The following is a 24,721-nucleotide window of genomic DNA, read 5'->3' on the forward strand; positions in this document are numbered from 1 at the left end:
GCCATTTTTTGGATAAGGTATTTAATAGATTTTTAAGTAAAATGGGTCAACCAATTCATAGGCGAGAGATCTCACTCAAAAGTATCGAATATTACAGAGGAAAGTTACCTAATCTTCTGCTTGAGTACTGGGCTGAACACGGCGTGTGTGGTTATGGAAATGGCATATTCTGGATGGTTGATCCTCACGAATACGAGGGGGTCGTTGCGTCTTGGATTGAAGGTACGGAGCTCGAAGATCGTGACACTTATCACGTAATTGCACGCAGTGCTTTTGGAGACCTGTATTTATGGGGAGAGAAAACGGGGTATTCGCTAAAGATAGATAGTTGTGTCGCTCAATATGTAATCCACGAATTTGATATCGAGGAGATGGATAGGGAGTTCCAAAGTTTTTTACTTTCCATAAAAAAAGAATACAACGATTATGGGGGATTATTTAAGCCCGCAATGAAAATATTAGGTGTTTTAAATTGTGATGAGATGTATGGTTTTGTGCCCGCGCTGATGCTAGGCGGGTCAGATACTGTTGACCATATTGAGAAAGTCAAAGCAGTTGAACATCTAATTTTATTATCTCAGCTGGCCGATCTAGAGCCCTATAATTTTACAGACATCTAATTCGTCAACCTAAGGCTTGAAATTATATGGCGGGGACATCTGTTTTAGTCGCCCGCTTACAATGGTCAGCCTTAATGGAAGAGGAAATTTTATAAGCGTGCTCCCTACACAGACACTAATCAGTCGGAGTATTCAGTGGGCGAAGTTTTTTCTATTTTTTTAGATACTTTTGGCGGGCCAACAGATCGCCAGAAAGTACCACTCTCAAGCCTAGAGCGCTATAGAGGAAAACTGCCTAATCAACTGTTAGAGTACTGGGCTGAACATGGATGGTGTGGCTATGGCGACGGTATTTTTTGGATTGTGAATCCACAAGAGTACGAAGGGGTAGTGGCTTCCTGGATTGAGGGGACGAAACTTGAGAACCTCGACATTTACCATGTCGTCGCCCGTAGCGCCTTCGGCGACTTGTACCTATGGGGTGAAAGAACCGGCCCAACGATTCAAATAATCAGTATTGATTCTCGATATAACATTGACGAAATCGAGACAACGCCTGAGAAGATGGATAGAGAAGTCCAGAATTTCCTGCTGTGCAACGAAGTGGAATACAGCGATCTAGATGGTATGTTCGATCTTGCAAGGAAGAAACTCGGCACGCTGAAGCATGACGAGATGTATGGTTTTGTACCCGCACTGATGCTAGGCGGCCCTGATACTGTTGACCACATTGAGAAAGTCAAAGCAGTTGAACATCTGATTTTATTATCTCAGTTGGCAGATTTAGAGCCCCTATAATTTTCCAGATATCTAATTCATCAACCTAAAGCTTGAAATTATATGGCGGGAACATCTGTTTTAGTCGCTCGCTTAGAATGGTCAGCTTTCATGAAAGAGGGAAATTTTATACGCGTGGCCCCTACACAGGTACTAATCATTCGGAGTATTCAGTGGACGAAGTTTTTTCTATCTTTTTAGATACTTTTGGCGGGCCAACGGATCGCCAAGAAGTGCCAGCTTCAAGCCTTGAACGCTATAGAGGAAAGCTGCCCAATCAACTGTTAGAATACTGGGCTGAACATGGCTGGTGTGGCTATGGTGACGGTATTTTTTGGATTGTGAATCCACAAGAGTACGAAGGGGTAGTGGCTTCCTGGATTGAGGGGACGAAACTTGAAAAGCGCGATAACTATCACCTTATCGCTCGTGGCGCTTTTGGCGATTTATATTTTTGGGGAGAAAACACAGGCCCTTCACTTAAAATAACCAGTCTTTTTTCGCGATGCGTTATCCAGGATCTTGGAATTGAAAGTGAGCATATGGATAGGGCAGTACAAAACTTTATGTTATGCAATGAGGTTGAAGAAAATGATTTTGAAGGAATGTTTAAGCGAGCTACGAAAAAGTTTGGCGCCTTAAAACATGACGAGATGTACGGCTTTGTTCCTGCACTGATGTTAGGTGGGCCGGAGACGTTCGATCACCTTGAAAAAGTAAAAGCGGTCGAGCACCTTACATTCCTCGCGCAAATCGCAGAGCTTGAGCCCTACAGCTTTTCAGACGGCTGATATGTGAAGTTAGAGGGCGCTTACACTTAAGGAGCGGGCCCGTTTAGGCCCGCTAACGGGATAGGTTACAGACGTCATATAGCTGAGCCGCTGTGCTTTTCTGGTGTATCCATGCACGCGGTTTACGTTAGAGTGCGTTAGAGGGTAACGCAGCGAGCGCAGCGCAACGCTTGGCCAATAAGAGGCCCTGAAACAGCACCCCGACCTGAAAGCCCCCGAACCCCGCCGAGGCGCAATCAGCCCCCAGGGCGAGACGCCCTCGCATCGCCCGAACGAAAAGACAAGGCGCCTACGAAGGGCACACCAAACACCATGCCGCTGCACCAGGTTGAATGCTTCAAGGCAGACAAATTGCCAGCGTCCAAGGTTGGGGAGTTTGAACGGCAGCCCAAAGGCCAGGAGAATGGCCTGAACCGACTCACGGTTGAGGAGTATCTGGAGAATATTGCTAATCCGGTGAAGCGCAGTAGAGCGGCTGCTCAGAGGGCGCGTGACGATTTGCAAAGAAAGCTGCGAACGCGTTTCCAAGAAGAGTTTACAAAAAAAATGAGTCCATTTGATGCTGAAGCGGCAGCAATAAAAGAAGCCAAGAAAACTATGTCAAGCCTGGCAGGGTTACACAATCCCGACCTAACTGCGGGGGGTAAAGACATAATCGCCGACTTTGGGGGCCGACAAGTAAATTCCAGTATCGGCCCTCAATGGAGAAATAAAATTCGAAGCTTGAAAAATGCAGCTGAAAATATACCTCCATCAATGAGGGAAGGGACGTTTTCTAAACGTAACCTTACATAAGTGCTAATCAGTTAGGGGCCTATTATGGATAAAGTATTTGCTAGATTTATAGAAAAGTTTGGTGGACCAACGGATCGCCAGGAAGTACCAGCTTCAAGCCTTGAACACTATAGAGGAAAGCTGCCTAATCAACTGTTAGAATACTGGGCTGAACATGGCTGGTGTGGCTATGGTGACGGTATTTTTTGGATCGTTAATCCACAAGAGTACGAAGGGGTAGTGGCTTCCTGGATTGAAGGGACAAAACTTGAAAAACGTGACACCTACCACCTTCTCGCCCGTGGGGCTTTTGGCGATTTATATTTATGGGGAGAAAATACTGGTCCTTCACTTAAAATAACCAGTCTTTTTTCTCGATGCGTCATTCAAGATCTTGGAATAAAAAGGGACGACATGGATAGAGGGATTCAAAATTTCTTATTAACCAAGGAGGTAGAGTACAACGATTTTGAAGGTATGTTTAAGCGGGCCCGGAAAAAGCTTGGCACTCTAAAGCATGACGAGATGTACGGCTTTGTTCCTGCACTGATGTTAGGCGGGCCGGAAACGTTCGATCATCTTGAGAAAGTAAAAGCGGTCGAGCACCTTACATTCCTCGCGCAAATCGCAGAGCTTGAGCCCTACAGCTTTTCAGATTTTTGATACCTGGGTTTGGAGCGCACCAGCCAAGCAATGCCCCGCCGCGTTATCCAGCGATCAAAGGCATTAGGTTGCCTTGGTGCTGGCCTTGATCCATGAGGTCCGCCTATTGCTGTTGAATGCGCCGTTAGGTGCCTTTGGTGCACTTACGCCCAACAAAGCCATCGACGTGCGTGATAACGGCAGTAGGTCCCGTAGCCGCCCAGCTTGCTGGCGACCGGCCACGCTACGGGGTTGGGGCTAGTCGCGGCCAAGGCCGGCTGCCACGGTCTACTTCCCCTTAGCAGCCCGCCGGGCCAAGCCCGCGTACCTACACCGTATGCAGGTACCAGTTGTATTCCAGGTCAGAAATCGAGTGCTCGAATTCCGCCAGTTCGCTTTCCTTGCAGGCCACGAAGATATCGATGTACTTCGGGTCGATGTAGCGGGCCATGATCTCGCTGTCATCCAACGCACGTAAGGCATCACGCAGGTTGTTGGGCAAGCTGGGTTCGGTCTGTTCGTAGGCATTGCCTTCCAGCGGCTCCACGGGCTCTACCTGTGTGGTCAGGCCGTGGTGAATGCCTGCCAGCACGGCTGACATCAGCAGGTAAGGGTTAGCGTCCGCCCCAGCGACGCGATGCTCGATACGCACGGAGTCAGGTGTGCCTGTCGGGACTCGTAGCGCTACGGTGCGGTTATCCAGCCCCCAGGTAGGCGAATTAGGCACATAAAACTGCGCGCCAAAGCGGCGATAGGAGTTCACATTGGGGCACAAGAACGCCATGGAGGCTGGCAGGGTCTCGAGCACACCGCCGATAGCGTGACGCAATGCGGCGTTCTGCTCGGGATCCTCGCTGGTGAAGATGTTCTTGCCGTCCTTGTCCAAGATGGAGATATGCACATGCAGCCCGTTGCCCGCCTGCCCAGGGTAGGGCTTGGCCATGAAGGTGGTGTCCATTTCATGGTCGTAGGCGATGTTCTTGATCAGCCGCTTGAGCAACACCGCGTAGTCGCAGGCTTTCAAGGGGTCGGCCACGTGGTGCAGGTTGACTTCGAACTGGGCCGGGGCGCTTTCCTTGACGATGGCGTCCGCCGGAATGTGCTGTTCCTTGGCACCTTCCAAGATGTCTTGCAGGCAGTCAACGTACTCGTCCAGGTCGTCGATCAGGTATACCTGAGTCGATTGCGGGCGCTTGCCCGAGATGGGAGAGCGGGGCGGCTGTGGGCGGCCGTTAACGTTTTCCTGGTCAATCAGATAGAACTCAAGCTCGAATGCGGCACAGATGGTCAGGCCCAGGTCATCGAACTTCTGCACTACTTGGCGCAGCACTTCACGAGGGTCGGCAAAGAAGGGTGTGCCTTCCAACTCGTGCATGGTCATCAGCAATTGCGCGGTGGGGCGTTTTTGCCAGGGTTCGTTGCTGAGGGTATTAGGAATAGGGTAACAAATACGATCAGCGTCGCCGATATCCAGACCCAGGCCCGTGCTTTCAACCGTGGAGCCGTTGATGTCCAGGGCAAATAGCGAGGCTGGCAGGTTAATGCCTTTTTCGTACACCTTATGCAAGCTTGTACGTTCGATGCGCTTGCCACGCACTACACCATTCATATCTGCAATTAGAAGGTCAACATACAGAACCTCAGGGTGATCCTTGAGGAATGCGTTCGCTTCATTGAGCTGAACGGCACGCGGGGGTACCGACATGATGCAACACCTTTGTTGTTAAAAATTTCAATCATTGGCTTACGAGTAACTCAGTCAATCCGAAAGCCAACCTGAAGTCAAGCAACCCCATTCCAGCGCTATCTAGGGGCAATTCCGCCATTTTTGCGCCATTAGGGAGCATTTTCTGCCGTGAATTCGATCATGTGTTAAGTCTCCTTTTTAAGCGTCCTGAATGTTTTACAGCCTGTTGTGTAAAAAATTGAACGACGCTAAGCTCGGCTACATCCCATAACAGCAAGAATATCGGGGGCTATCATGGCACGCCTGTTCTGTACTGGCGCTATTGCCCGGTTGGCAGACGGTAGAGGTACGCGAGTGGCTACACGCCATGGCGCTGCCCGCCAACCCCTTATGGTTCACGCTGGCCCCGCCCTTTCAGCACAGGCAACCGCATGGCCAACAGCGCCCGGGAACGCCTGCACGGGCCCTATCACTACCGCGCCTCTGGCAAGCCTAGCGTGCATCACGAATCTTCTCAGCTTCGTATTACCATACTGCCAGAAGTCGCCGCCGCGTACCTGTTCGTCTTTTGACAGTCCAGGGCGGCAGTGCGCCCGCAGGACCTCCACACTGCATGGGCCCGCCAACAGGCTACGCAATGGGTTAACAGCGCTCGTACCAAACACCCTTGGCCCTTCAGGTCAGGGCCTCTACCCCTGAGGTATTTATGAGTACCAACCTCGACCAGCTCACCGATTGGTTGAAAAAACACAAGATCACTGAAGTTGAATGCCTGATCAGCGACCTGACAGGCATTACCCGGGGCAAGATCTCGCCGACCAACAAGTTCATTGCCGAGAAAGGCATGCGCTTGCCCGAAAGCGTGCTGTTGCAAACCGTGACAGGTGATTATGTAGAGGACGATATCTATTACGAGTTGCTGGACCCGGCAGACATCGACATGCTCTGCCGGCCCGACCAGAACGCGGTATTCCTCGTGCCCTGGGCCATCGAGCCTACGGCTCAGGTGATCCATGACACCTACGACAAGCAGGGCAACCCCATCGAGCTGTCGCCCCGCAACGTGCTTAAAAAGGTGCTCAAGCTGTACGCGGACCGCGGTTGGCAACCCATAGTCGCGCCCGAGATGGAGTTTTACCTGACCAAGCGCTGTGACGACCCAGACTTCCCCTTGCAGCCGCCCATCGGCCGTTCCGGCAGGCCCGAAACCGGCCGGCAGTCGTTCTCCATCGAGGCGGCAAACGAGTTCGACCCACTGTTCGAAGACGTGTATGACTGGTGCGAGCTGCAAAACCTGGACCTCGACACCCTGATTCACGAAGACGGCACTGCGCAGATGGAAATCAATTTCCGTCATGGTAGTGCCCTGGCCTTGGCGGACCAGATCGTGGTGTTCAAGCGCACCATGCGCGAGGCTGCGCTCAAGCACAACGTGGCCGCCACCTTCATGGCCAAACCCATGACGGGCGAGCCCGGCAGCGCCATGCACCTTCACCAAAGCGTAGTGGACGTAGAAACCGGCAAGAGCATCTTCTCCAGCGAAGATGGCTCCATGAGCCAACTGTTTCTGCACCACGTGGGCGGTTTGCAGAAGTACATCCCCGAGTTGCTGCCACTGTTCGCCCCCAACGTGAACTCGTTCCGTCGCTTCCTGCCTGATACTTCTGCGCCTGTAAACGTGGAGTGGGGTGAGGAAAACCGTACGGTTGGCCTGCGGGTGCCTGACGCGACGCCGCAAAACCGGCGCGTGGAAAATCGACTGCCAGGGGCTGACGCCAATCCGTACCTCGCCATTGCCGCGAGCCTGTTGTGCGGTTACATCGGCATGATCGACGGTATTCCGCCCAGTGCGCCTGTCCATGGTCGGGGCTACGAGCGGCGCAACCTGAGGCTGCCCTTGACCATCGAAGACGCGCTGGAGCGCATGGAAAACTGCAAGACCGTGGAGAAGTACCTGGGCCGCAAGTTCGTGACCGGGTATGTATCGGTCAAGCGGGCGGAGCACGAGAACTTCAAGCGGGTGATCAGCTCGTGGGAACGCGAGTTCCTGCTGTTCGCGGTCTGACGACACCGGGGTGCTGTGCAGGCGCCCCGGCTGAGGAGATAGGCATGAGCAACAACAATCCACAAACCCAGCAGTGGCAATCACTCAGTGGCGACCACCATTTAGCACCCTTTAGCGACTACAACCAGTTGAAGCAAAAAGGCCCGCGCATCATTACCAAAGCGCAGGGTGTGCATTTGCGGGACAGCGAAGGGCATAAGATCCTCGACGGTATGGCGGGCCTGTGGTGCGTGGCCATCGGGTACGGCCGTGAAGAACTTGTGCAAGCGGCGGCCAATCAGATGCGTGAGCTGCCCTATTACAACCTGTTCTTTCAGACGGCTCACCCTCCGGCCCTGGAATTGGCCAAGGCCGTGGTGGGCGTCGCGCCTGCCGGCATGAGCCATGTCTTTTTTACAGGCTCAGGTTCCGAAGGCAACGACACCGTACTGCGGCTAGTGCGCCACTATTGGGCACTGAAGGGCAAACCTGAGAAAAAAACCATCATCAGCCGCATCAATGGCTACCACGGCTCTACGGTCGCTGGCGCCAGCCTGGGCGGCATGAGCGGCATGCATGAGCAAGGCGACTTACCTATTCCCGGTATCGTCCATATCGCCCAACCCTACTGGTTCGGTGAGGGTGGGGACATGTCTCCAGACGATTTCGGGATGTGGGCAGCAGACCAGTTGGAAGCCAAGATCCTTGAACTGGGTGAAGACCAGGTGGGCGCGTTCATCGCTGAGCCCATTCAGGGTGCCGGCGGCGTGATCATTCCGCCAGATAGCTACTGGCCGCGCATCAAGGAAATCCTCGCCAAGTACGACATTCTGTTCGTGGCCGATGAAGTGATCTGTGGCTTTGGCCGGACAGGCGAGTGGTTTGGCAGCGACTATTACAACTTGCAACCCCACTTGATGACCATCGCCAAAGGGCTTACGTCCGGGTATGTGCCCATGGGCGGCGTGATCGTTCGTGATGAACTGGCACGTACCATCAGCGAAGGCGGTGATTTCAATCATGGCTTTACCTATTCCGGCCACCCGGTCGCCGCAGCGGTAGGGTTGGAAAACCTGCGCTTGCTGCGTGACGAGCGGATTATCGAGCGAGTGAAAGGCGAAACGGCACCGTATTTGCAAAAACGCCTTCGGGAGCTGGCCGATCATCCGCTGGTGGGTGAGGTGCGCGGGCTGGGCCTGTTGGGCGCAATCGAGTTGGTGAAAGACAAAACCACCCGCGAACGGCACGAAGGCCGGGGGGTCGGAATGATCTGTCGGCAGTTTTGTTTCGACAACGGGCTAATCATGCGGGCCGTGGGAGACACCATGATTATTGCACCGCCGCTGGTGATTACCCCGGAAGAGATCGACGAGTTAGTGAGCAAGGCGCGTATGTGCCTGGACCTGACCCTTAATGCGCTTGGTAGCTAAATGCTAGTCTTTGCGACGGCGCGTGCGGGAACCGGCACGCCGGATCACTTCCCAGGTCAGTTTGCGGTTTTAGTTTGCCGCCTCGCGGTTGAAGCAGTGACCCCAAACACATGGTTATCAAAACATCTGGAGCATGACGTATGAAGAAATTGGGCAAGACGCTGGTCGCCATGTCGCTGCTGGCAGCTTCGATCGGGGCGGCTCACGCCGACGATAAAGTGCTGCACGTGTACAACTGGTCTGACTACATCGCCCCAGACACTGTGAAGAAGTTCGAGGACGAGTCGGGCATCAAAGTGGTCTATGACGTGTTCGACAGCAACGAAACCCTGGAAGCCAAGCTGCTGGCGGGCAAGTCTGGGTATGACATCGTCGTGCCGTCCAACAACTTCCTGGCCAAGCAGATCAAGGCGGGTGTTTACCAGGAGCTGGATAAGTCCAAGCTGCCCAACTGGAAGAACCTCGACCCCTCCCTGCTCAAAGCCGTGGGTGATGCCAGCGACCCAGGCAATACCCATGCGTTCCCGTACATGTGGGGCACCATCGGTATTGGCTATAACCCTGAGAAGGTCAAGGCAGCCCTGGGCGTCGACAAAATCGACTCGTGGGACGTGCTGCTTAAGCCTGAAAACATCGCCAAGCTCAAGTCCTGCGGTGTGAGTTTCCTGGATTCACCTACCGAAATGCTGCCAGTGGCCTTGCATTACCTGGGCTTGCCAACCAACACCCAGAAGAAAGACGACATCAAGCAGGCGGAGGACCTGTTCCTCAAGATCCGCCCAAGCATCACCTACTTCCATTCGTCCAAGTACATCTCGGACTTGGCCACTGGCAATATCTGCGTAGCCGTCGGCTACTCAGGCGACGTACAGCAGGCAAAGTCACGCGCCGAAGAGGCAGGTGGCAAAGTGAAGGTCAGCTACACCATTCCCAAAGAAGGCGCGGGTACCTTCTATGACATGGTGGCTATTCCCAAGGACGCTGAAAACATCAACGCGGCCTACGCCTTCATGAACTTCCTGCTCAAGCCCGAGGTGATGGCGGAAATCACCAATGCCGTGCAGTTCCCTAACGGCAACAAGGCCGCCACTGAGTTCGTGGACGATGCCATCAAGTCGGACCCTAACATTTACCCTACCGACGCGGTAAAGGCTAAGTTCTATGCAATCTCCGACCTGCCAGCGGCCACCCAGCGCGACATGACCCGCAGCTGGACGAAGATCAAATCTGGCAAATAATACCCAGTGGTCCAAGCGCCTGCCAGGGCAGGTTGCCGCAGGCGCTTGGGCTACACATCACGAATAATTTTGCCCTGCGGGTGTATCAAAGGTAAGTTGCGCGCCGGTTTCGCGTTTCAGCCGGCTTATCGTCGGCCAGAAGCACACGTTCGAGAGGATTTCTACTTGTCTAACTCCCTCATTGGTAAAGCGATTGCTCTCACTGCGGGGCTAGCCCTGGCGGCGGGAGCCCACGCAGCAGGGACTGTGAAGATTTACAACTGGTCCGACTATGTTGGCGAGACCACCCTGGCTGATTTTGAAAAGGCCACCGGCATCAAGCCCACGTATGACGTGTTCGACTCCAACGAAACCCTGGAGGGTAAGTTGCTGGCCGGGCACACGGGCTACGACGTGGTGGTGCCCTCGAACCATTTCCTGGGCAAGCAGATCAAGGCGGGTGTGTTCCAGAAGCTTGACCGCAGCCAGTTACCCAACTGGAATAACCTGGACCCGGCGCTGATGAAGCGCCTAGAAGCCAACGACCCCGGTAATCAATACGCCGTACCCTACTTGTGGGGCACCAACGGTATTGGCTACAACCCTGCCAAGGTCAAGGCCGCACTGGGCGTGGACAAGATCGACTCATGGGCCATGCTGTTCGAGCCCGAGAACATGAAAAAGCTGCAGCAGTGCGGCGTGGCATTCCTCGATTCACCTGATGAAATGATGCCCGCTGTACTTCAGTACCTGGGGCTGGACCCCAATAGCACCGACCCGAAGGACTACAAAAAGGCAGAGGAGAAGTTACTGGCTGTACGCCCGTATGTTCGCTACTTCCATTCCTCCAAATACATCACCGACTTGTCCTCGGGCAATATTTGCGTGGCCGCAGGTTTCTCAGGCGATGTGTTCCAGGCGCGCAACCGCGCAAAGGAAGCCAAAAATGGCGTAACCGTTGCGTACGCCGTGCCTAAGGAAGGCGGCAACCTGTGGTTCGACATGCTGGCGATTCCTGCCGATGCCCCGGATACCAAACAAGCTCACGCCTTCATCAATTACCTGTTAGATCCCAAGGTCATTGCGCAGGTGAGCGACTACGTGGGCTATGCCAACCCGAACCTCCAGGCCAAGGCCGACATGGACAAAGCGGTGAGTGAAGACCCTGCCGTCTACCCGCCTCAGAGCGTGCTCGACAAGGCGTATGTCAACCATGAGTTGCCGCCTAACATTCAGCGCTTGATGACCCGCTCCTGGACCAGAGTCAAGACGGGCAAGTGATTAACCTACGCCCGCTGGCGACGGCGGGTCTGCGAAAAAGTTGGGAGTTCGTTGATGGCCGTTGCCTCCAGTGCCTATAAAAAAGCCCTCGAAGGCGGGCAGCACCTCAAACAGGTGCTGGTCAAGATCGATCGAGTCACGAAGAAATTCGACGAGACGATCGCCGTGGATGACGTGTCCTTGCAGATCCACAAGGGCGAAATCTTCGCCTTGCTGGGTGGTTCAGGTTCGGGCAAGTCGACCCTGCTGCGCATGCTGGCGGGTTTTGAGCGGCCTACTGAAGGGCGTATTTACCTCGATGGCGAGGACATCACTGACATGCCGCCCTACAAGCGGCCCATCAACATGATGTTCCAGTCGTATGCACTGTTCCCGCACATGACCGTGGCGCAGAACATTGCCTTTGGCCTGAAGCAGGACAAAATGCCCAGCGCCGAGATCGACGCGCGCGTGGCTGAAATGCTCAAGCTGGTACACATGACCCAGTTCGCGCGGCGCAAACCCCACCAACTGTCCGGTGGTCAGCGTCAGCGAGTGGCTTTGGCCCGCTCCCTGGCCAAGCGCCCCAAGCTGCTGTTGCTCGACGAGCCCATGGGCGCGCTGGATAAAAAACTGCGCTCGGAGATGCAACTGGAGCTGGTGGAAATCATCGAGCGCGTGGGTGTGACCTGCGTGATGGTGACCCACGACCAGGAAGAGGCCATGACCATGGCCCAGCGCATCGCCATCATGCACCTGGGTTGGATCGCCCAGATCGGCAGCCCCATTGATATCTATGAAACCCCTACCAGCCGGCTGGTGTGCGAATTCATTGGCAACGTCAACCTGTTCGACGGGGAAGTGGTCGAGGACATGGAAGGCTACGTACTCATCAGCTCGCCCGAGCTTGAGCGCAGCATCTATGTAGGCCATGGGGTAAGTACGGCGGCGGAAGACAAAAGCGTGACCTATGCCATTCGCCCGGAAAAACTGCTGGTGACTACCGAGCAACCGACCAATGAGCACAACTGGTCCCGTGGCAAGGTCCATGACATTGCTTACCTGGGCGGCCACTCGGTGTTCTACGTAGAGCTGCCAAGCGGCAAGGTGGTGCAGTCCTTCGTGGCTAACGCTGAACGGCGCGGCGCCCGCCCAACGTGGGACGACGAAGTGTTCGTGTGGTGGGAAGACGACAGCGGCGTGGTACTTCGCTCATGAACAAAAAGCTTAAGCGCGTTTATAACCGCTGGATGCCCGGCGGCCGTCACTTGGTCATCGGCATTCCGTTCGTATGGCTGTTTCTGTTCTTCATGCTGCCGTTCTTCATCGTCCTGAAGATCAGCTTTGCCGAAGCCGACGTGGCAATCCCGCCCTATACGGACATCTGGCAGTACGCTGAAGGCAAGATCAACATTGCGCTTAACCTGGCCAACTACTTGCTGCTGGGTGACGATGACCTCTATTTCGCGGCCTATTTGGGCTCGCTGAAAATGGCGTTTTTCAGCACCCTGTTTTGTGTGCTGATTGGTTACCCCATGGCCTATGCCATGTCAGTGGCCAAGAAAGAAACCCAGACCGTGCTGCTGTTGCTCATCATGATGCCAACCTGGACCGCCATCCTTATTCGCGTTTACGCCTGGATGGGCTTGCTCAGCAACAACGGCTTGCTCAATGGGTTTTTGATGTACTTGGGGGTGATTGACCAGCCGCTGCAGATCCTCAACACCAACCTGGCGGTGTACATCGGCGTGGTGTACTCCTACCTGCCGTTCATGATCCTGCCGCTGTTTGCCAACCTGGTAAAGCACGATCAGAGCCTGTTGGAGGCGGCGTCCGACCTGGGCTCCAGCCGTTTTAACAATTTCTGGAAAATCACCGTGCCGCTGTCGAAGAACGGCATCATCGCGGGGTGCATGCTGGTGTTCATCCCAGTGGTAGGCGAGTTCGTGATCCCTGAGCTGCTCGGCGGCCCGGAAACCCTGATGATCGGTAAGGTGCTATGGCAAGAGTTCTTCAACAACCGTGACTGGCCTGTGGCGTCTGCCTTGGCGGTGGTCATGCTGGCGTTGTTGATCGTGCCCATCATTCTCTTCAACCGCAGCCAGGCCAAAGAGTTGGAGGGCAAGATATGACGTCCCGTTTCCGGTTTTCTACCTTCATGCTGTGGGCCGGGTTGCTGTTTATCTATGCACCCATGGTCATTCTGGTGATCTTCTCCTTCAACGCCTCGCGCCTGGTAACAGTGTGGGGTGGCTGGTCAGTCAAGTGGTATGTAGGCCTGATGGAGAACAACCAACTGATGAGCGCAGTGTTTCGCTCATTGGAGATCGCTACCTACACGGCGATCTCATCTGTGATCCTGGGTACCCTGGCGGCGTTTGTGCTCACCCGTGTGCCGCGCTTCAAGGGGCGTACCTTGTTTGGTGGGCTGGTCACTGCGCCGTTGGTCATGCCTGAAGTCATTACCGGCCTGTCCTTGCTGCTGCTGTTCGTGGCCATGGCACAGATCATCGGCTGGCCCCAGGAGCGCGGCGTTCCCACCATCTGGATCGCCCATACCACCTTCTGCGCGGCCTATGTGGCCGTGGTGGTGTCGGCCCGTTTGCGTGAGCTGGACCTGTCTATCGAGGAGGCGGCCATGGACCTGGGCGCCAGGCCCTGGAAGGTATTTTTGATGATCACCATCCCGATGATCGCACCGTCACTGGCTGCAGGCGGCATGATGGCCTTCGCGTTGTCCCTCGATGACTTGGTACTGGCCAGCTTCGTGGCAGGGCCTGGGTCTACCACCTTGCCCATGGAAGTCTTCTCCCAGGTACGTTTGGGGGTGAAGCCGGAGATTAACGCCATCGCCAGTTTGATTCTTCTGGTGGTGTCGATCTTCACCTTCCTGGTGTGGTTCTTCAGCCGTCGCGCTGAAGAGCGCCGCCGTCGTGCCATCCAACAGGCCATCGAAGAAGCCGCACAGGGCACCTCGTCTCAGCCTGATCCAAGGCGGGCCAAGGTAGAGACGGCTTCGGTCTAGGGCTGCCGACAGGCTTGTTTGCCGGCCAGCAACAGCGGTAGGGTTACCCATCACTCCGGGGTGACCCTTATGACCGCAGCCTTTCATTCCATTCCCCTTCGCGCCGGCCTTCGTCTACTGAGCGAAGCGAACCCTCTAAGCGAGCACGCTGCCGCCTATCAACGCTTCTACGGGCTGGATTTTCCAGACGACGGCGTACTGTTCGATACGCATCTGGGCCTGTTCGAGGTCAAAGGGTTCGAACTGGTGTGCCAGGCCTGGATACCGCCGCAGCCTCGAGGCACGCTAGTGCTGCTGCATGGGTTCTACGATCACATGGGGTTGTTCCGGCACTTGATCGAGTGGGGCCTAGGCTGTGGTTTGGCGGTGGTGGCGTGCGATCTGCCAGGGCATGGTTTGTCCAGTGGGGCGCGTGCCAGCATTGAAGACTTTGCCCACTACCAGGCCACGCTTGACGGCTTGTTCGCACAAGCCAAGGCCTTGGGGCTACCCAAGCCTTGGCACCTGCTGGGCCAAAGCACCGGCGGCGCCATCGCCATTGACCATGCTTTACACGCAGCCAGCAGCCCGGTAGACGGTCACGTGATGCTACTGGCGCCCTTGGTGCGGCCGCGCGCGTGGCGTATGTCCAAGCTTAGCTACCACTTGCTCAACCCTTTCGTGGATGGCATTGCGCGTCGCTTCAGTGAAAACAGTAACGACCCGGCATTTTTACCCTTCCTGCAGGCAGACCCCTTGCAGCCACTGCGCCTTCCAACGGCGTGGGTCGGTGCGCTGAGCCGCTGGATTACCCACATAGAGGCGGCCCCAGCCTGCGGGTTAACGCCGCTGATCGTTCAGGGTGAGCAGGATATGACGGTGGACTGGCGGCACAACCTGCGTGTGCTGGAGGCGAAGTTCAAGCAGCCGGCGGTGCTGCGGCTGCCCCAGGCACGGCATCACCTGGCTAATGAAACCTTGTCGATTAGAGCGGCCTACCTGGGTTTTTTGGAACAATACCTTTGAGCAGCCAGCACCCTGGCTATCAGCGTGTGCCGACCGCCAGGCCCGCCCTTACCGCCGCTAGCGCTGCCTGGTAATAGGCTTGCCCGTCAGCGGATTCAGCAAAGGCTACGAATTCTTCCAGCTCGGGTTCGCTCAGGCCTCGGTAGACGTACAGCAGTGTGTTATCCAGGTCGATGCTGATTTGCTGCTGAATGCGTTCGCGTTGACCATCCAGTAGCCCTTGGGGCGAGCCACCGCCCAACAGGCCTGGAATCATCGAACTGAGGCTGTCTGCTGCGACGCCAGCAATGGCCAGGGTGACTTCCGCACCAGCCTCCTTGGCGGGGAGGGCACGGGCCAAATGGCCGATGAGCAGTTGGCGCGTGTCACTGGCCTGCATCTTGGGCAAGCCTTGGGCATTTCGGGCCAGTTGATCTGAGCGGGTGGCAAGCAGTTCGGCCGCCACTATCTTGCGACCCAGCGGTGACTGAAAAAAGCTAAGTGCGGGCTGAGGGCGTGCCAGTGTCTTACGTAGGCTGGTCTCTGCGCGCTGGTCCACAGCCTGTGACGAGAAGCGCTGTCCACTGTTGTTAACCAACGCCTGGAAGACCGCAGGGGGCAGGCTGTTTTGATAGCGTTGTTGAGCCGCTCGCAGCGCATCGGTGAAATGAACACGTTGCTCTGGCCAGCCGGCAGCCTTGTACAGCTCGTCGTGTGTGTCTGCCCAGGCCGGCAAGGCGCAGAACAGCAACACAACGCAAAGAAAACGACGCATGGAGGACTCCTGTCGGCAGGGCGCTATTGTCCGTGCCGAAGGCGGCATTTGTCGAGAGAGACGAGACGGCGCCCGATGAACTCGACGCTTGCCTGATCATTGACGTGCTCGGTCACTGTTGGTTTGGTCCAGGGGTCGCTACCATGCGCCATGAACCTTTCCCCCACGCACCCGCTGTTCTCCTCGATTGCCTCAGACCTGGCCGAACACGGCTGGTCGCAGCAAAACGTCTTCATGCCCGAAGTACTCACCCTTGAGCTAGGCAAGGAGTGCCGTATGCGCGCGGAGGCTGGCCAGCTAGTGCCTGCCGCGACCGGCCGGGGCGTTGGCGCCCAAGTGCGCGAGGCTATACGGGGCGATGCCATCGAATGGATAGAACCTGGCCAGAGCAGCGCCATCGACCGCTACCTCGCGGTCATGGAAGGCATCCGCCAAGGCCTGAACCAAGCGCTCTACCTTGGGCTGGAGGACTTCGAAGCGCACTTTGCCTGCTATCCAGAGGGGGCTTACTACCGGCGTCATGTGGACCGTTTCAACGATGATGACCGGCGCATGGTGTCTACGGTGCTGTACCTCAATTCAGCCTGGCTACCCGCAGATGGCGGCCAGTTGCGCCTGTACCTGCCCAACGACCGCATCCATGACGTGATCCCCACCGGCGGGGCCCTGATCACTTTCCTATCGGACCGCATACCTCACGAAGTGCTACCCGCCCGCCGCCAACGGCTATCGCTCACCGGCTGGTTTCGCAGGCGTGGGGAAGGGGTGTTATAGGGCCGATGAGCGGAAAGCCCTTGTTCGCCGACTTTGTTGGCTCCTACGAGGGCGTGTGTTTGCACGCTTGTGTAGGAGCCAACAAAGTTAGCGAATAGGGGTTAAAACAACACGCGGCTGCGGATGGTGCCTTTGATCTGCTGCAATTTGGCCTGTGCGAGGTCGGAGTACTCGGCGTCCACGTCAATTACCACGTAGCCGACCTTCTCATTGGTTTGCAGGAACTGGCCGGAAATGTTGATCCCGTTCTCGGCAAACACCTTGTTGATTTCGCTCAGCACGCCAGGGATGTTCTCGTGGATGTGCAGCAGGCGGTGTTTGCCTGGGTGCGCCGGCAGGGCCACTTCGGGGAAGTTGACCGAAGACACCGAAGTGCCGTTATCGCTGTACTTGACCAGCTTCTCTGCCACTTCAAGGCCGATGTTGGCCTGAGCTTCGGCCGTGGAGCCACCGATGTGGGGTGTAAGGATTACGTTGTCCAGGCCGCGCAGCGGGCTCTCGAAAATGTCATCGTTTGAACGAGGCTCTACCGGGAACACATCAATGGCGGCGCCGATCAGGTGCTTGTCCTTGATGGCTTCGGCCAGGGCTTCCAGGCGGACCACGGTACCGCGCGCTGCGTTGATAAGGATGCCGCCTTTCTTCATGGCGCGGATTTCTTCCTCGCCGATCATCCACTTGGTAGACGCCAACTCAGGCACGTGCAGCGACACGATGTCCGTCATGCCCAGCAGTTCTTTGAGGGTGGGCACCTGAATGGCATTGCCCAGGGGCAGCTTGGTCAGGGGGTCATAGAAAAACACCTGCATGCCCACGCTTTCGGCCAATACTGACAGCTGGGTACCGATGGAACCGTACCCGACGATGCCCAGTTTCTTGCCACGGATTTCGAACGAATTGGCCGCGCTCTTGATCCAGCCGCCCCGGTGGCAGGACGCGTTCTTTTCAGGGATGCCGCGCAGCAGCAGGATTGCCTCTGCCAGCACCAGCTCAGCCACAGAGCGGGTGTTGGAATAAGGAGCGTTGAAGACTGCAATGCCGCGCTCGCGGGCGGCGCTGAGGTCTACCTGGTTGGTGCCGATGCAGAAGCAGCCTACGGCGACCAGCTTTTTGGCGCAGTCGAACACCTCTTCGGTCAGATGAGTGCGCGAGCGAATGCCGATAAAGTGGGCGTCGGCGATCTTTTCCTTCAGGCCCGCCTCGGGCAGGGAGCTGGGGTGGTACTCGATGTTGGTGTAACCGGCCGCCTTGAGTGTATCCACGGCAGTCTGGTGTACGCCTTCGAGAAGAAGGAACTTGATCTTGCTCTTGTCGAGAGAAGTCTTGCTCATCTGCTTAAACCTGGTTCCGAAAAAAAATGGCAGGGAAGGAAGCGCCCGCCGCGCTCGCTGGCAGCGCCACAGCGGGGGCGTATGCTAGCATGATCGTCTTCCTCACCGCCCGTCCCAGACGTGAATCTGGCTCAGGCGCCGCATGAGCCAACCGCGGGTTCCAGGCCCGTTTCAGGAGTCGTTGATGAGCTACCAGCACCAGTATGCCGACGGTACCCACATCCATTTTCCGGTAGGGAAAGTGGTCTGCATCGGCCGCAACTATGCCGAACATGCCAAAGAGCTGGACAACCCTGTTCCCACCGAGCCGTTGCTGTTCATCAAGCCGGGCAGTTGCGTGGTGCCCGCCGAGGGAGGCTTCAAGATTCCGGCAGAGCGTGGCTCGGTGCATTACGAAACCGAGATTGCTGTGCTGCTGGGCAAGCCACTGTCCAATGCACCTACTGAAGAAGAAGTACTGGACGCCATTTCTGGCTACGCGCCGGCCCTGGACCTTACCCTCAGGGACGTTCAGGCCAAGCTCAAAGAAAAAGGCCTGCCCTGGGAAATCGCCAAGTCGTTCGATGGCGCCTGCGTGTTGGCCCCTTTCGTGGCAGCAAGCACCTTCAGTGATGTCACTGACATTCCGGTCCGCATGACCCTTAACGGTGAGGTACGCCAGGACGGCAATAGCTCATTGATGCTCAACCCCATCGTGCCCATGATCCAGCACATGGCGGCTCAGTTTTCACTGCTGGCCGGCGATGTGATCTTGACGGGTACGCCCGCAGGTGTAGGGCCGTTAGCCGTAGGGGATGAGTTGGTGATCGAGCTTCCCGGTGCAATCAGCGCGAAAACCCGCGTGCTGTAAACAGGCGCAAGCCACGTGCCAGGGTTTTCCATTTTTTTCACATAACGTGCGGATAATGCGTCAGCTCTGCCCCGACCAAAGGTACCATCATGCCCAGCACAGTCACTGCGCCCATCGCCGGTGCAACCCGGCGTACGCCTAGGCGTCGGCGCAGGCTTTTGCTTGGCATTGCCTTGTTGCTGATGACTTACGCGGTCATGGCCGTTCTGCACTGGGATGACAGGGCGCTGCTATGGTTCAAGGAACATTTCTCCTCGCCGGCTACACAGGCGCGGGCCATCTGGCTGCCGGATTATCGAGTAAGCATCGACGCACGCCCTATTACAGGCTTAGAGACAGATGAGGCGTCGGACCTCACGTACGATGCCGCTAGCCAGACGTTGTATGCAGTAACGGGCAAACACCCGTTCTTGGTCCAGCTCAGCCTGACAGGGGACGTGCTGCGTAAAATCCCCCTGGTAGGTTGGTCCAACCCTGAAGGCGTGGCAGTGATTGGGGACGGGCAGTTGGCGATTGCCGACGAGCGTCTGCACACCTTGACCCAAGTAAAGGTTACCGCCAGCACTACTTCCCTCGACTATGCCAGCTTCCCCCAGATCGACCTCGGCGCCTCGCCTAACCAAAACAAAGGGTTTGAAGGCGTCGCCTGGGACCCTCGGCATCAGCAATTGTTAATAGGCCAGGAGCGGCCCCTGCAGCTGTTCGGGCTCAAGCAGGGCGCATCAGGCACCATCGCGCCCGACAAGCACCCGCTGGTGAGCAATGCCTTGGACATGCGTAACCTGTCGGCTATGAACATCGACCCTCGTACCGGCAACTTGCTGTTATTGTCGGCCGATTCCCACTTGTTGATAGAAGCCGACGGCCAGGGCGAGCCTGTGAGCTTCATGACCCTGCTAGGCGGTATGAACGGGCTGGGCAGTACGATCCCGCGTGCCGAAGGCGTGGCCATGGATGACAAAGGCACGCTGTACATGGTCAGTGAGCCGAACCTGTTTTACACCTTCAAGAAACAATAAGCCCTCGTCTTAATAGGAAATTCAGGCAAGTGTGGTTTTATCAGCAGGTTATCCACTGCTGGTGCTTCCATGTTCCTTTCGTTGTCATCTCGCCGGGCCCGTGTTGGCCTGCTTTTGCTCGCGTTACTGTTGATTGGCAGCATTGCTGCCCAATGGCCAGGCACGGCCCGCGCCTGGTTTGCCCTGCGCCAATGGGTGTCACCGACCCCCTCCGCCTTGGGGCTGACCCACTACCGTGTAAGCCTGGAGGCCAAGCCTATCGAAGGGCTGAGCGGCGATGTGTCGGCGCTGACGTTCGATCCAGACCGCAATACCCTGTTTACCGTCACTAACAAAACCCCGGAATTGGTAGAGCTATCCCTTGAAGGCAAAGTGCTCAAGCGCATACCACTGTTGGGCTTTGCAGACCCAGAGGCGGTCGAGTACGTAGCGGCCGATACCTTCGTAATCAGCGACGAACGCCAACAGCGGCTGGTGCAGGTTGAGGTGACCAACGCCAGTGAGGTAGTCAATGCAGCCGACGGGCACCAGTTACGTCTGGGGCTGGGCTTGAACGGTAATAAGGGTTTTGAAGGGCTGGCCTACGATGCAGTAGGCAAGCGCTTGTTCGTGGCCAAAGAGCGTGACCCGGTGCGTATCTACGAGGTGCGGGGTTTCCCCCATCAGGGTGCCGGTGCAACGGTAGACATCGAAGTGAACGAAGACCCCAAGCGCGACAGCGCGCTATTCGTGCGGGACATTTCCAGCCTTCAATTCGACCCGGCTACCGGGCACCTGTTAGTGGTGTCGGATGAGTCCAGGGTTATCGTCGAGGTGGCGTCGGATGGCAAACCTGTAGGCAGCCTGTCCCTGGTATCAGGTGCTGCCGGGCTGAAGAAAACGGTGCCGCAGGCCGAGGGCATCGCCATGGACAACGACGGTGCCCTGTACCTTGTCAGCGAACCTAACCTCTTTTACCGGTTCGAGCCGCAGCCCGCTGAGTAATGCTCAGCGGCGATACGTTTTAACCCCGCCGGCCGTCCCTAGCAGCAGGAGGTCGGCAGGGCGGGCAGCGAACAGCCCGTTGGTCACTACCCCCACGATCTGATTGATGCTTGCCTCCAACGCGACGGGGTCGGTGATGTACAGGTTATGCACATCCAGGATGATGTTGCCGTTGTCCGTGAGTACCCCCTCGCGGTAAACGGGGTCGCCCCCCAGGCCTACCAAGGCACGGGCCACGTGACTGCGGGCCATCGGCACTACTTCGACCGGCAATGGGAACCCGCCTAGCACGGGCACCCGCTTGGAATCATCGGCGATGCAGATAAAGGTGCGAGCCACGGCGGCGACGATTTTCTCGCGGGTCAGCGCCGCACCGCCGCCTTTGATCAGGTGCAGGTGCTCGTCGGTTTCATCCGTGCCGTCTATATAGAACTCCAGCTCGCCGGCGGCATTGAGGTCATACACCGGAATGCCATGTGCCTTGAGCCGTGCTGCCGTAGCCTGCGAGCTGGCCACTGCCCCATCGAATGCACCTTTATGCCGCGCCAGCGCGTCGATGAACAGGTTGGCGGTAGACCCTGTGCCCACGCCGACAACACTCTTGTCGGTCAGGCCGGGCAGAATGTGGTCCACGGCTGCCTGAGCAACGGCCTGTTTGAGTTGGTCCTGGGTCATGCTGGCGCTCCGCAAGCAGCTGGTGTTCGAAAAAGGCCAGCATTATAGCCATACAGGCGGCGGAAACCTCCCCTTGAATGTAGTAGCCAGGGAGAGCGCTGGGGTAGACTCGTTGACCCGTTGTCGTTAGCAGTGACCGTGCGCCATGCTCGAACAATACGTAAAGAAGATCCTGGACTCGCGCGTCTACGACGTCGCGGTCGAAACGCCCCTTCAACGTGCCAGTCAGCTGTCACAGCGGCTGGGCAATCAGCTGTTGCTCAAACGCGAAGACTTGCAGCCGGTGTACTCGTTCAAGATACGCGGCGCCTACAACAAGCTGTCTCAACTGAGCCCCGAAGAGCGCAGCCGCGGCGTCGTCACGGCATCGGCAGGCAACCATGCCCAAGGCTTGGCGCTGGCCGCCCGCGAACTGGGCGTGCAGGCTGTGATCGTCATGCCTGAAACCACCCCGGAGATCAAGGTTGAAGGGGTGCGCTCCCGGGGTGGCAAGGTGGTGTTGCACGGCGATTCTTTTCCGGAAGCCCTGGCCTGGTCACTCAGGTTGGTGGAAGAGCACGGCTATGTGTACATCCACCCCTATGACGACCCCGATACCATTGCTGGCCAGGGCACCGTGGCCATGGAGATCCTACGCCAGCACCGGGGCCCTATCGACGCGATATTCGTACCCGTTGGCGGTGGTGGTCTCATCGCGGGGATTGCAGCCTATGTGAAGTACCTGCGCCCGGAGGTAAAAATTATAGGCGTGGAACCGGAAGACTCCAATTGCCTGCAAGCCGCCATGGCGGCAGGTGAGCGCGTGGTGCTGCCCCAAGTAGGGTTGTTCGCCGACGGCGTGGCCGTGGCGCAGATCGGTTATCACACCTTCGAAATTTGCCGGCGTTATGTGGATGAGGTCATCACCGTCAGCAGCGATGAAATCTGCGCGGCTATTAAGGATATCTACGACGATACCCGCTCCATTACCGAACCTGCGGGCGCGTTAGGCGTAGCGGGCGTCAAAAAGTACGTTGAAACCTATGGTGTAACCGGGCAAACCCTGGTGGCCATTGACTCTGGCGCGAACGTGAACTTCGACCGTTTACGTCATGTGGCAGAGCGAGCAGAGCTGGGCGAGGGCCGCGAGGCCATCATCGCGGTGACCATCCCTGAACGGCCTGGCAGCTTCAAAGCGTTCTGCGAGGCCGTGGGCAAGCGGCAGATTACGGAGTTCAATTACCGCTACCACAGTGGCCACGAGGCGCACATTTTCGTCGGTGTGCAAACTCACCCTGAGCGCGACCCTCGGGCGGCCCTGATCGCCAGCCTGACGGCACAGGGCTTCCCTGTTCAGGACCTCACAAACAATGAGCTGGCCAAGCTACACATTCGCCACATGGTCGGCGGCCATGCGGTGGAGGTGAGCGATGAAATGGTCTTGCGCTTCGAGTTCCCGGAGCGCCCGGGTGCCTTGTTCAACTTTTTGAACAAGCTGGGCGGGCGATGGAATATCTCGATGTTCCACTACCGCAACCATGGCTCCGCTGACGGGCGCGTGCTGGCGGGGCTGCAGGTGCCGATGGCCGAGCGCGATCAGGTGTATGCAGCCCTTGAGGACATCGGCTACCCCTTCTGGGATGAAACCGATAATCCGGCGTACCGGTTGTTCATGGGGTAGAGCGTTGCCCTTCATGTTGCAGGCGCGATGTTTGGGCGAACGGTTTATCGGGTTTAAACACGGCCCCTGTGGGAGACAACGCCAGTTGGCGAAAGCGGTTACACGCTTTTGCGCTTGCTGTTCGCCAACTGGTGTTGTCTCCAACGAGTGTAAACAGTAGAAAGCAAATCTGGCGCAGTTATCAATCCCGCAGCGAAATCACCTTCCAGCCGCGGCGCATGGCTTCGCCGTGGAGTACGGCGTCCGGGTCCACCGCCACAGGATGTTCCACTCGTTCCAACAGCGGCAGGTCATTCATCGAGTCACTGTAGAAATAACTGCCCTCAAGGCTCAGGCCCGTCTCGTCAAGCCATTGTTCCAGGCGCGTCACCTTGCCTTCTCGGAAGCACGGCACGCCGGTGCTATGGCCGGTATAGCGCTCGCCGTCCATCTCGCATTCCGTTGCCAATAAGGTCTCCACCCCCAAGCGTGCGGCGATCGGGCCGGTCACGAAGCGGTTGGTAGCGGTAATGATGACCAGCTTGTCGCCCGCAGCGCGGTGATGCTCAAGCAATGCCAAGGCCTTTGGCAGGATGATCGGTTCGATGCAGGCCGTCATGAACGCCTCGTGCCATGCGCGCAGTTGGGCTGGCTCGGTCGCGGCGAGGATCTCCAGGCTGAAGTCCAGGTAGGCCTGGAGGTCAAGTTTGCCAGCCAGGTAATCCTGATAGAAGGCGTCGTTGCGCTGCTTGTATTCCACAGGGTCCAAGATGCCTTGCGCGCACAGGTAATCGCCCCAGGCGTGGTCGCTGTCACCACCCAGCAGCGTGTTATCGAGGTCAAATAAGGCCAGACGCATGAATTCACTCGCATTGAAGGTAAAAATGGCTTACAGAATACGGCCTTTTATTATTGCTGCACATAAGGCCATAAGCCTCGTTGCTGCCCTGCCGGGCTTTGTGGAACAATGCCTGAACATGCGTTTGCGAGGTTGCCACCGTGATCGACCCCGATGGATTCCGACCCAATGTTGGCATCATTCTTACCAATGATGCCGGGCAGGTGCTGTGGGCCCGCCGGATCAATCAGGATGCCTGGCAGTTCCCTCAGGGCGGTATCAACCCCGAAGAGACGCCCGAGCAGGCCTTGTACCGCGAGCTGAACGAAGAAGTGGGCCTGGACCGCGAAGACGTAGAGGTCCTGGCATGCACGCGCGGCTGGCTGCGCTACCGCCTGCCCCAGCGGCTGGTGCGTACCCATAGCCAACCGTTGTGCATCGGCCAGAAACAAAAGTGGTTCCTGTTACGCCTGGTGTCCAACGAGCAGCGGGTAAGAATGGACCTGACCGGCAAGCCGGAGTTCGACGGCTGGCGGTGGGTGAGCTACTGGTACCCGTTGGGCCAAGTAGTGACTTTCAAGCGTGAGGTGTATCGCCGCGCATTGAAAGAGCTGGCGCCACGCCTCTTATCGCGCGACTGACGAC

23 protein-coding genes and 1 pseudogene are annotated in these 24,721 nt (G+C 56.9%); 19 read left to right on the forward strand and 5 right to left on the reverse strand.

The window, feature by feature from the left end; genetic code table 11:
• Positions 1-8 precede the first annotated feature (8 nt).
• The 5 genes and pseudogenes from AC4LE2_RS01090 to AC4LE2_RS01110 all read left to right on the forward strand — a co-directional run bounded on the left by AC4LE2_RS01090 (position 9) and on the right by AC4LE2_RS01110 (position 3,565).
• On the forward strand, positions 9-620 hold the full coding sequence (locus tag AC4LE2_RS01090) for a GAD-like domain-containing protein (protein WP_491823529.1): 612 nt from the start codon (positions 9-11) through the stop codon (positions 618-620).
• 135 nt (positions 621-755) lie between these two features.
• On the forward strand, positions 756-1,358 hold the full coding sequence (locus tag AC4LE2_RS01095) for a GAD-like domain-containing protein (protein ID WP_491823530.1): 603 nt from the start codon (positions 756-758) through the stop codon (positions 1,356-1,358).
• A gap of 152 nt (positions 1,359-1,510) precedes the next feature.
• Positions 1,511-2,128 carry a GAD-like domain-containing protein gene (locus AC4LE2_RS01100; protein ID WP_491823532.1) on the forward strand — a complete coding sequence of 206 codons (618 nt, stop codon included), beginning with the start codon at positions 1,511-1,513 and terminating at the stop codon, positions 2,126-2,128.
• A gap of 181 nt (positions 2,129-2,309) precedes the next feature.
• Positions 2,310-2,930, forward strand: a pseudogene (locus AC4LE2_RS01105) (polymorphic toxin type 15 domain-containing protein); the annotation flags it as partial.
• A gap of 17 nt (positions 2,931-2,947) precedes the next feature.
• Positions 2,948-3,565: a GAD-like domain-containing protein gene (locus AC4LE2_RS01110; protein WP_491823534.1), complete on the forward strand. Its 618-nt coding sequence runs from the start codon at positions 2,948-2,950 to the stop codon at positions 3,563-3,565.
• Between the two features lie 307 nt (positions 3,566-3,872).
• Here AC4LE2_RS01110 and AC4LE2_RS01115 read toward each other — a convergent pair whose 3' ends face one another.
• Entirely contained in the window at positions 3,873-5,249 is a 1,377-nt protein-coding gene (locus tag AC4LE2_RS01115) for a glutamine synthetase family protein (protein WP_491823535.1), read from the reverse strand.
• A gap of 688 nt (positions 5,250-5,937) precedes the next feature.
• On the opposite strand from AC4LE2_RS01115, the gene AC4LE2_RS01120 reads away from it, so the two are divergent.
• From AC4LE2_RS01120 to bipL, 8 genes are all read left to right on the forward strand, one after another.
• Entirely contained in the window at positions 5,938-7,296 is a 1,359-nt protein-coding gene (locus AC4LE2_RS01120) for a glutamine synthetase family protein (RefSeq protein ID WP_491823536.1), read from the forward strand.
• Between the two features lie 44 nt (positions 7,297-7,340).
• Positions 7,341-8,705, forward strand: coding sequence for an aspartate aminotransferase family protein (locus AC4LE2_RS01125; protein ID WP_491823537.1), 1,365 nt, complete (start codon positions 7,341-7,343; stop codon positions 8,703-8,705).
• A 140-nt stretch (positions 8,706-8,845) separates the two neighbouring features.
• Entirely contained in the window at positions 8,846-9,943 is a 1,098-nt protein-coding gene (locus tag AC4LE2_RS01130) for a polyamine ABC transporter substrate-binding protein (RefSeq protein WP_491823538.1), read from the forward strand.
• A gap of 165 nt (positions 9,944-10,108) precedes the next feature.
• Positions 10,109-11,203, forward strand: a complete 1,095-nt coding sequence (locus AC4LE2_RS01135) for a polyamine ABC transporter substrate-binding protein (RefSeq protein WP_491823540.1) — start codon at positions 10,109-10,111, stop codon at positions 11,201-11,203.
• Positions 11,204-11,257: 54 nt separating this feature from the next.
• Positions 11,258-12,400, forward strand: coding sequence for a polyamine ABC transporter ATP-binding protein (gene potA, locus AC4LE2_RS01140; protein ID WP_491823541.1), 1,143 nt, complete (start codon positions 11,258-11,260; stop codon positions 12,398-12,400).
• Positions 12,401-12,432: 32 nt separating this feature from the next.
• Positions 12,433-13,314: an ABC transporter permease subunit gene (locus AC4LE2_RS01145; RefSeq protein WP_491828018.1), complete on the forward strand. Its 882-nt coding sequence runs from the start codon at positions 12,433-12,435 to the stop codon at positions 13,312-13,314.
• Positions 13,311-14,207, forward strand: a complete 897-nt coding sequence (locus tag AC4LE2_RS01150; protein WP_491823543.1) for an ABC transporter permease subunit — start codon at positions 13,311-13,313, stop codon at positions 14,205-14,207. Before AC4LE2_RS01145 ends, AC4LE2_RS01150 begins: the two co-directional genes overlap by 4 nt.
• Before the next feature lie 69 nt (positions 14,208-14,276).
• Positions 14,277-15,212: a phospholipase BipL gene (gene bipL / locus AC4LE2_RS01155; protein WP_491823545.1), complete on the forward strand. Its 936-nt coding sequence runs from the start codon at positions 14,277-14,279 to the stop codon at positions 15,210-15,212.
• A gap of 19 nt (positions 15,213-15,231) precedes the next feature.
• Here the strand turns inward: bipL and AC4LE2_RS01160 are convergent, their stop codons facing one another.
• Positions 15,232-15,966, reverse strand: coding sequence for a hypothetical protein (locus AC4LE2_RS01160; RefSeq protein ID WP_491823547.1), 735 nt, complete (start codon positions 15,964-15,966; stop codon positions 15,232-15,234).
• 150 nt (positions 15,967-16,116) lie between these two features.
• Between AC4LE2_RS01160 and AC4LE2_RS01165 the strand changes: the two genes are divergently transcribed.
• The gene (locus AC4LE2_RS01165) at positions 16,117-16,740 is read left to right on the forward strand and encodes a 2OG-Fe(II) oxygenase (protein WP_491823548.1); all 624 of its coding nucleotides are present in this window, start codon (positions 16,117-16,119) and stop codon (positions 16,738-16,740) included.
• Positions 16,741-16,841: 101 nt separating this feature from the next.
• On the opposite strand, the gene serA is transcribed toward AC4LE2_RS01165, so the two are convergent.
• A complete protein-coding gene (gene serA / locus AC4LE2_RS01170; RefSeq protein ID WP_491823550.1) occupies positions 16,842-18,071 on the reverse strand; it encodes a phosphoglycerate dehydrogenase in 1,230 nt (409 codons plus the stop codon).
• A 184-nt stretch (positions 18,072-18,255) separates the two neighbouring features.
• On the opposite strand from serA, the gene AC4LE2_RS01175 reads away from it, so the two are divergent.
• From AC4LE2_RS01175 to AC4LE2_RS01185, 3 genes are all read left to right on the forward strand, one after another.
• Positions 18,256-18,921, forward strand: a complete 666-nt coding sequence (locus AC4LE2_RS01175) for a fumarylacetoacetate hydrolase family protein (RefSeq protein WP_491823552.1) — start codon at positions 18,256-18,258, stop codon at positions 18,919-18,921.
• An 89-nt stretch (positions 18,922-19,010) separates the two neighbouring features.
• Positions 19,011-19,940 carry an SdiA-regulated domain-containing protein gene (locus AC4LE2_RS01180; protein WP_491823553.1) on the forward strand — a complete coding sequence of 310 codons (930 nt, stop codon included), beginning with the start codon at positions 19,011-19,013 and terminating at the stop codon, positions 19,938-19,940.
• Between the two features lie 69 nt (positions 19,941-20,009).
• Entirely contained in the window at positions 20,010-20,924 is a 915-nt protein-coding gene (locus tag AC4LE2_RS01185; protein ID WP_491823555.1) for an SdiA-regulated domain-containing protein, read from the forward strand.
• A 3-nt stretch (positions 20,925-20,927) separates the two neighbouring features.
• Here AC4LE2_RS01185 and rpiA read toward each other — a convergent pair whose 3' ends face one another.
• Complete coding sequence (gene rpiA / locus AC4LE2_RS01190) at positions 20,928-21,599, reverse strand: ribose-5-phosphate isomerase RpiA (RefSeq protein WP_491823557.1); 672 nt, start codon at positions 21,597-21,599, stop codon at positions 20,928-20,930.
• A 145-nt stretch (positions 21,600-21,744) separates the two neighbouring features.
• On the opposite strand from rpiA, the gene ilvA reads away from it, so the two are divergent.
• Complete coding sequence (gene ilvA, locus AC4LE2_RS01195; RefSeq protein ID WP_491823559.1) at positions 21,745-23,259, forward strand: threonine ammonia-lyase, biosynthetic; 1,515 nt, start codon at positions 21,745-21,747, stop codon at positions 23,257-23,259.
• Between the two features lie 181 nt (positions 23,260-23,440).
• On the opposite strand, the gene AC4LE2_RS01200 is transcribed toward ilvA, so the two are convergent.
• Positions 23,441-24,097, reverse strand: a complete 657-nt coding sequence (locus AC4LE2_RS01200; protein ID WP_491823561.1) for a histidinol-phosphatase — start codon at positions 24,095-24,097, stop codon at positions 23,441-23,443.
• Positions 24,098-24,237: 140 nt separating this feature from the next.
• On the opposite strand from AC4LE2_RS01200, the gene AC4LE2_RS01205 reads away from it, so the two are divergent.
• Positions 24,238-24,717 (forward strand): RNA pyrophosphohydrolase, encoded by a 480-nt coding sequence (locus AC4LE2_RS01205; protein WP_491823563.1) that lies wholly within the window; start codon positions 24,238-24,240, stop codon positions 24,715-24,717.
• Positions 24,718-24,721 lie beyond the last annotated feature (4 nt).

The organism is Pseudomonas sp. 9.3L (assembly GCF_058536285.1).

Excerpts from the sequence above, each read along its gene's own strand:
- AC4LE2_RS01110 (WP_491823534.1), top strand. The coding sequence starts at position 2,948 with ATGGATAAAGTATTTGCTAGATTTATAGAAAAGTTTGGTGGACCAACG.
- AC4LE2_RS01115 (WP_491823535.1), bottom strand. The coding sequence starts at position 5,249 with ATGTCGGTACCCCCGCGTGCCGTTCAGCTCAATGAAGCGAACGCATTC.
- AC4LE2_RS01120 (WP_491823536.1), top strand. The coding sequence starts at position 5,938 with ATGAGTACCAACCTCGACCAGCTCACCGATTGGTTGAAAAAACACAAG.
- AC4LE2_RS01125 (WP_491823537.1), top strand. The coding sequence starts at position 7,341 with ATGAGCAACAACAATCCACAAACCCAGCAGTGGCAATCACTCAGTGGC.
- AC4LE2_RS01130 (WP_491823538.1), top strand. The coding sequence starts at position 8,846 with ATGAAGAAATTGGGCAAGACGCTGGTCGCCATGTCGCTGCTGGCAGCT.
- potA (WP_491823541.1), top strand. The coding sequence starts at position 11,258 with ATGGCCGTTGCCTCCAGTGCCTATAAAAAAGCCCTCGAAGGCGGGCAG.
- AC4LE2_RS01145 (WP_491828018.1), top strand. The coding sequence starts at position 12,433 with ATGCCCGGCGGCCGTCACTTGGTCATCGGCATTCCGTTCGTATGGCTG.
- AC4LE2_RS01150 (WP_491823543.1), top strand. The coding sequence starts at position 13,311 with ATGACGTCCCGTTTCCGGTTTTCTACCTTCATGCTGTGGGCCGGGTTG.
- bipL (WP_491823545.1), top strand. The coding sequence starts at position 14,277 with ATGACCGCAGCCTTTCATTCCATTCCCCTTCGCGCCGGCCTTCGTCTA.
- AC4LE2_RS01160 (WP_491823547.1), bottom strand. The coding sequence starts at position 15,966 with ATGCGTCGTTTTCTTTGCGTTGTGTTGCTGTTCTGCGCCTTGCCGGCC.
- AC4LE2_RS01165 (WP_491823548.1), top strand. The coding sequence starts at position 16,117 with ATGAACCTTTCCCCCACGCACCCGCTGTTCTCCTCGATTGCCTCAGAC.
- serA (WP_491823550.1), bottom strand. The coding sequence starts at position 18,071 with ATGAGCAAGACTTCTCTCGACAAGAGCAAGATCAAGTTCCTTCTTCTC.
- AC4LE2_RS01175 (WP_491823552.1), top strand. The coding sequence starts at position 18,256 with ATGAGCTACCAGCACCAGTATGCCGACGGTACCCACATCCATTTTCCG.
- AC4LE2_RS01180 (WP_491823553.1), top strand. The coding sequence starts at position 19,011 with ATGCCCAGCACAGTCACTGCGCCCATCGCCGGTGCAACCCGGCGTACG.
- AC4LE2_RS01185 (WP_491823555.1), top strand. The coding sequence starts at position 20,010 with ATGTTCCTTTCGTTGTCATCTCGCCGGGCCCGTGTTGGCCTGCTTTTG.
- rpiA (WP_491823557.1), bottom strand. The coding sequence starts at position 21,599 with ATGACCCAGGACCAACTCAAACAGGCCGTTGCTCAGGCAGCCGTGGAC.
- ilvA (WP_491823559.1), top strand. The coding sequence starts at position 21,745 with ATGCTCGAACAATACGTAAAGAAGATCCTGGACTCGCGCGTCTACGAC.
- AC4LE2_RS01200 (WP_491823561.1), bottom strand. The coding sequence starts at position 24,097 with ATGCGTCTGGCCTTATTTGACCTCGATAACACGCTGCTGGGTGGTGAC.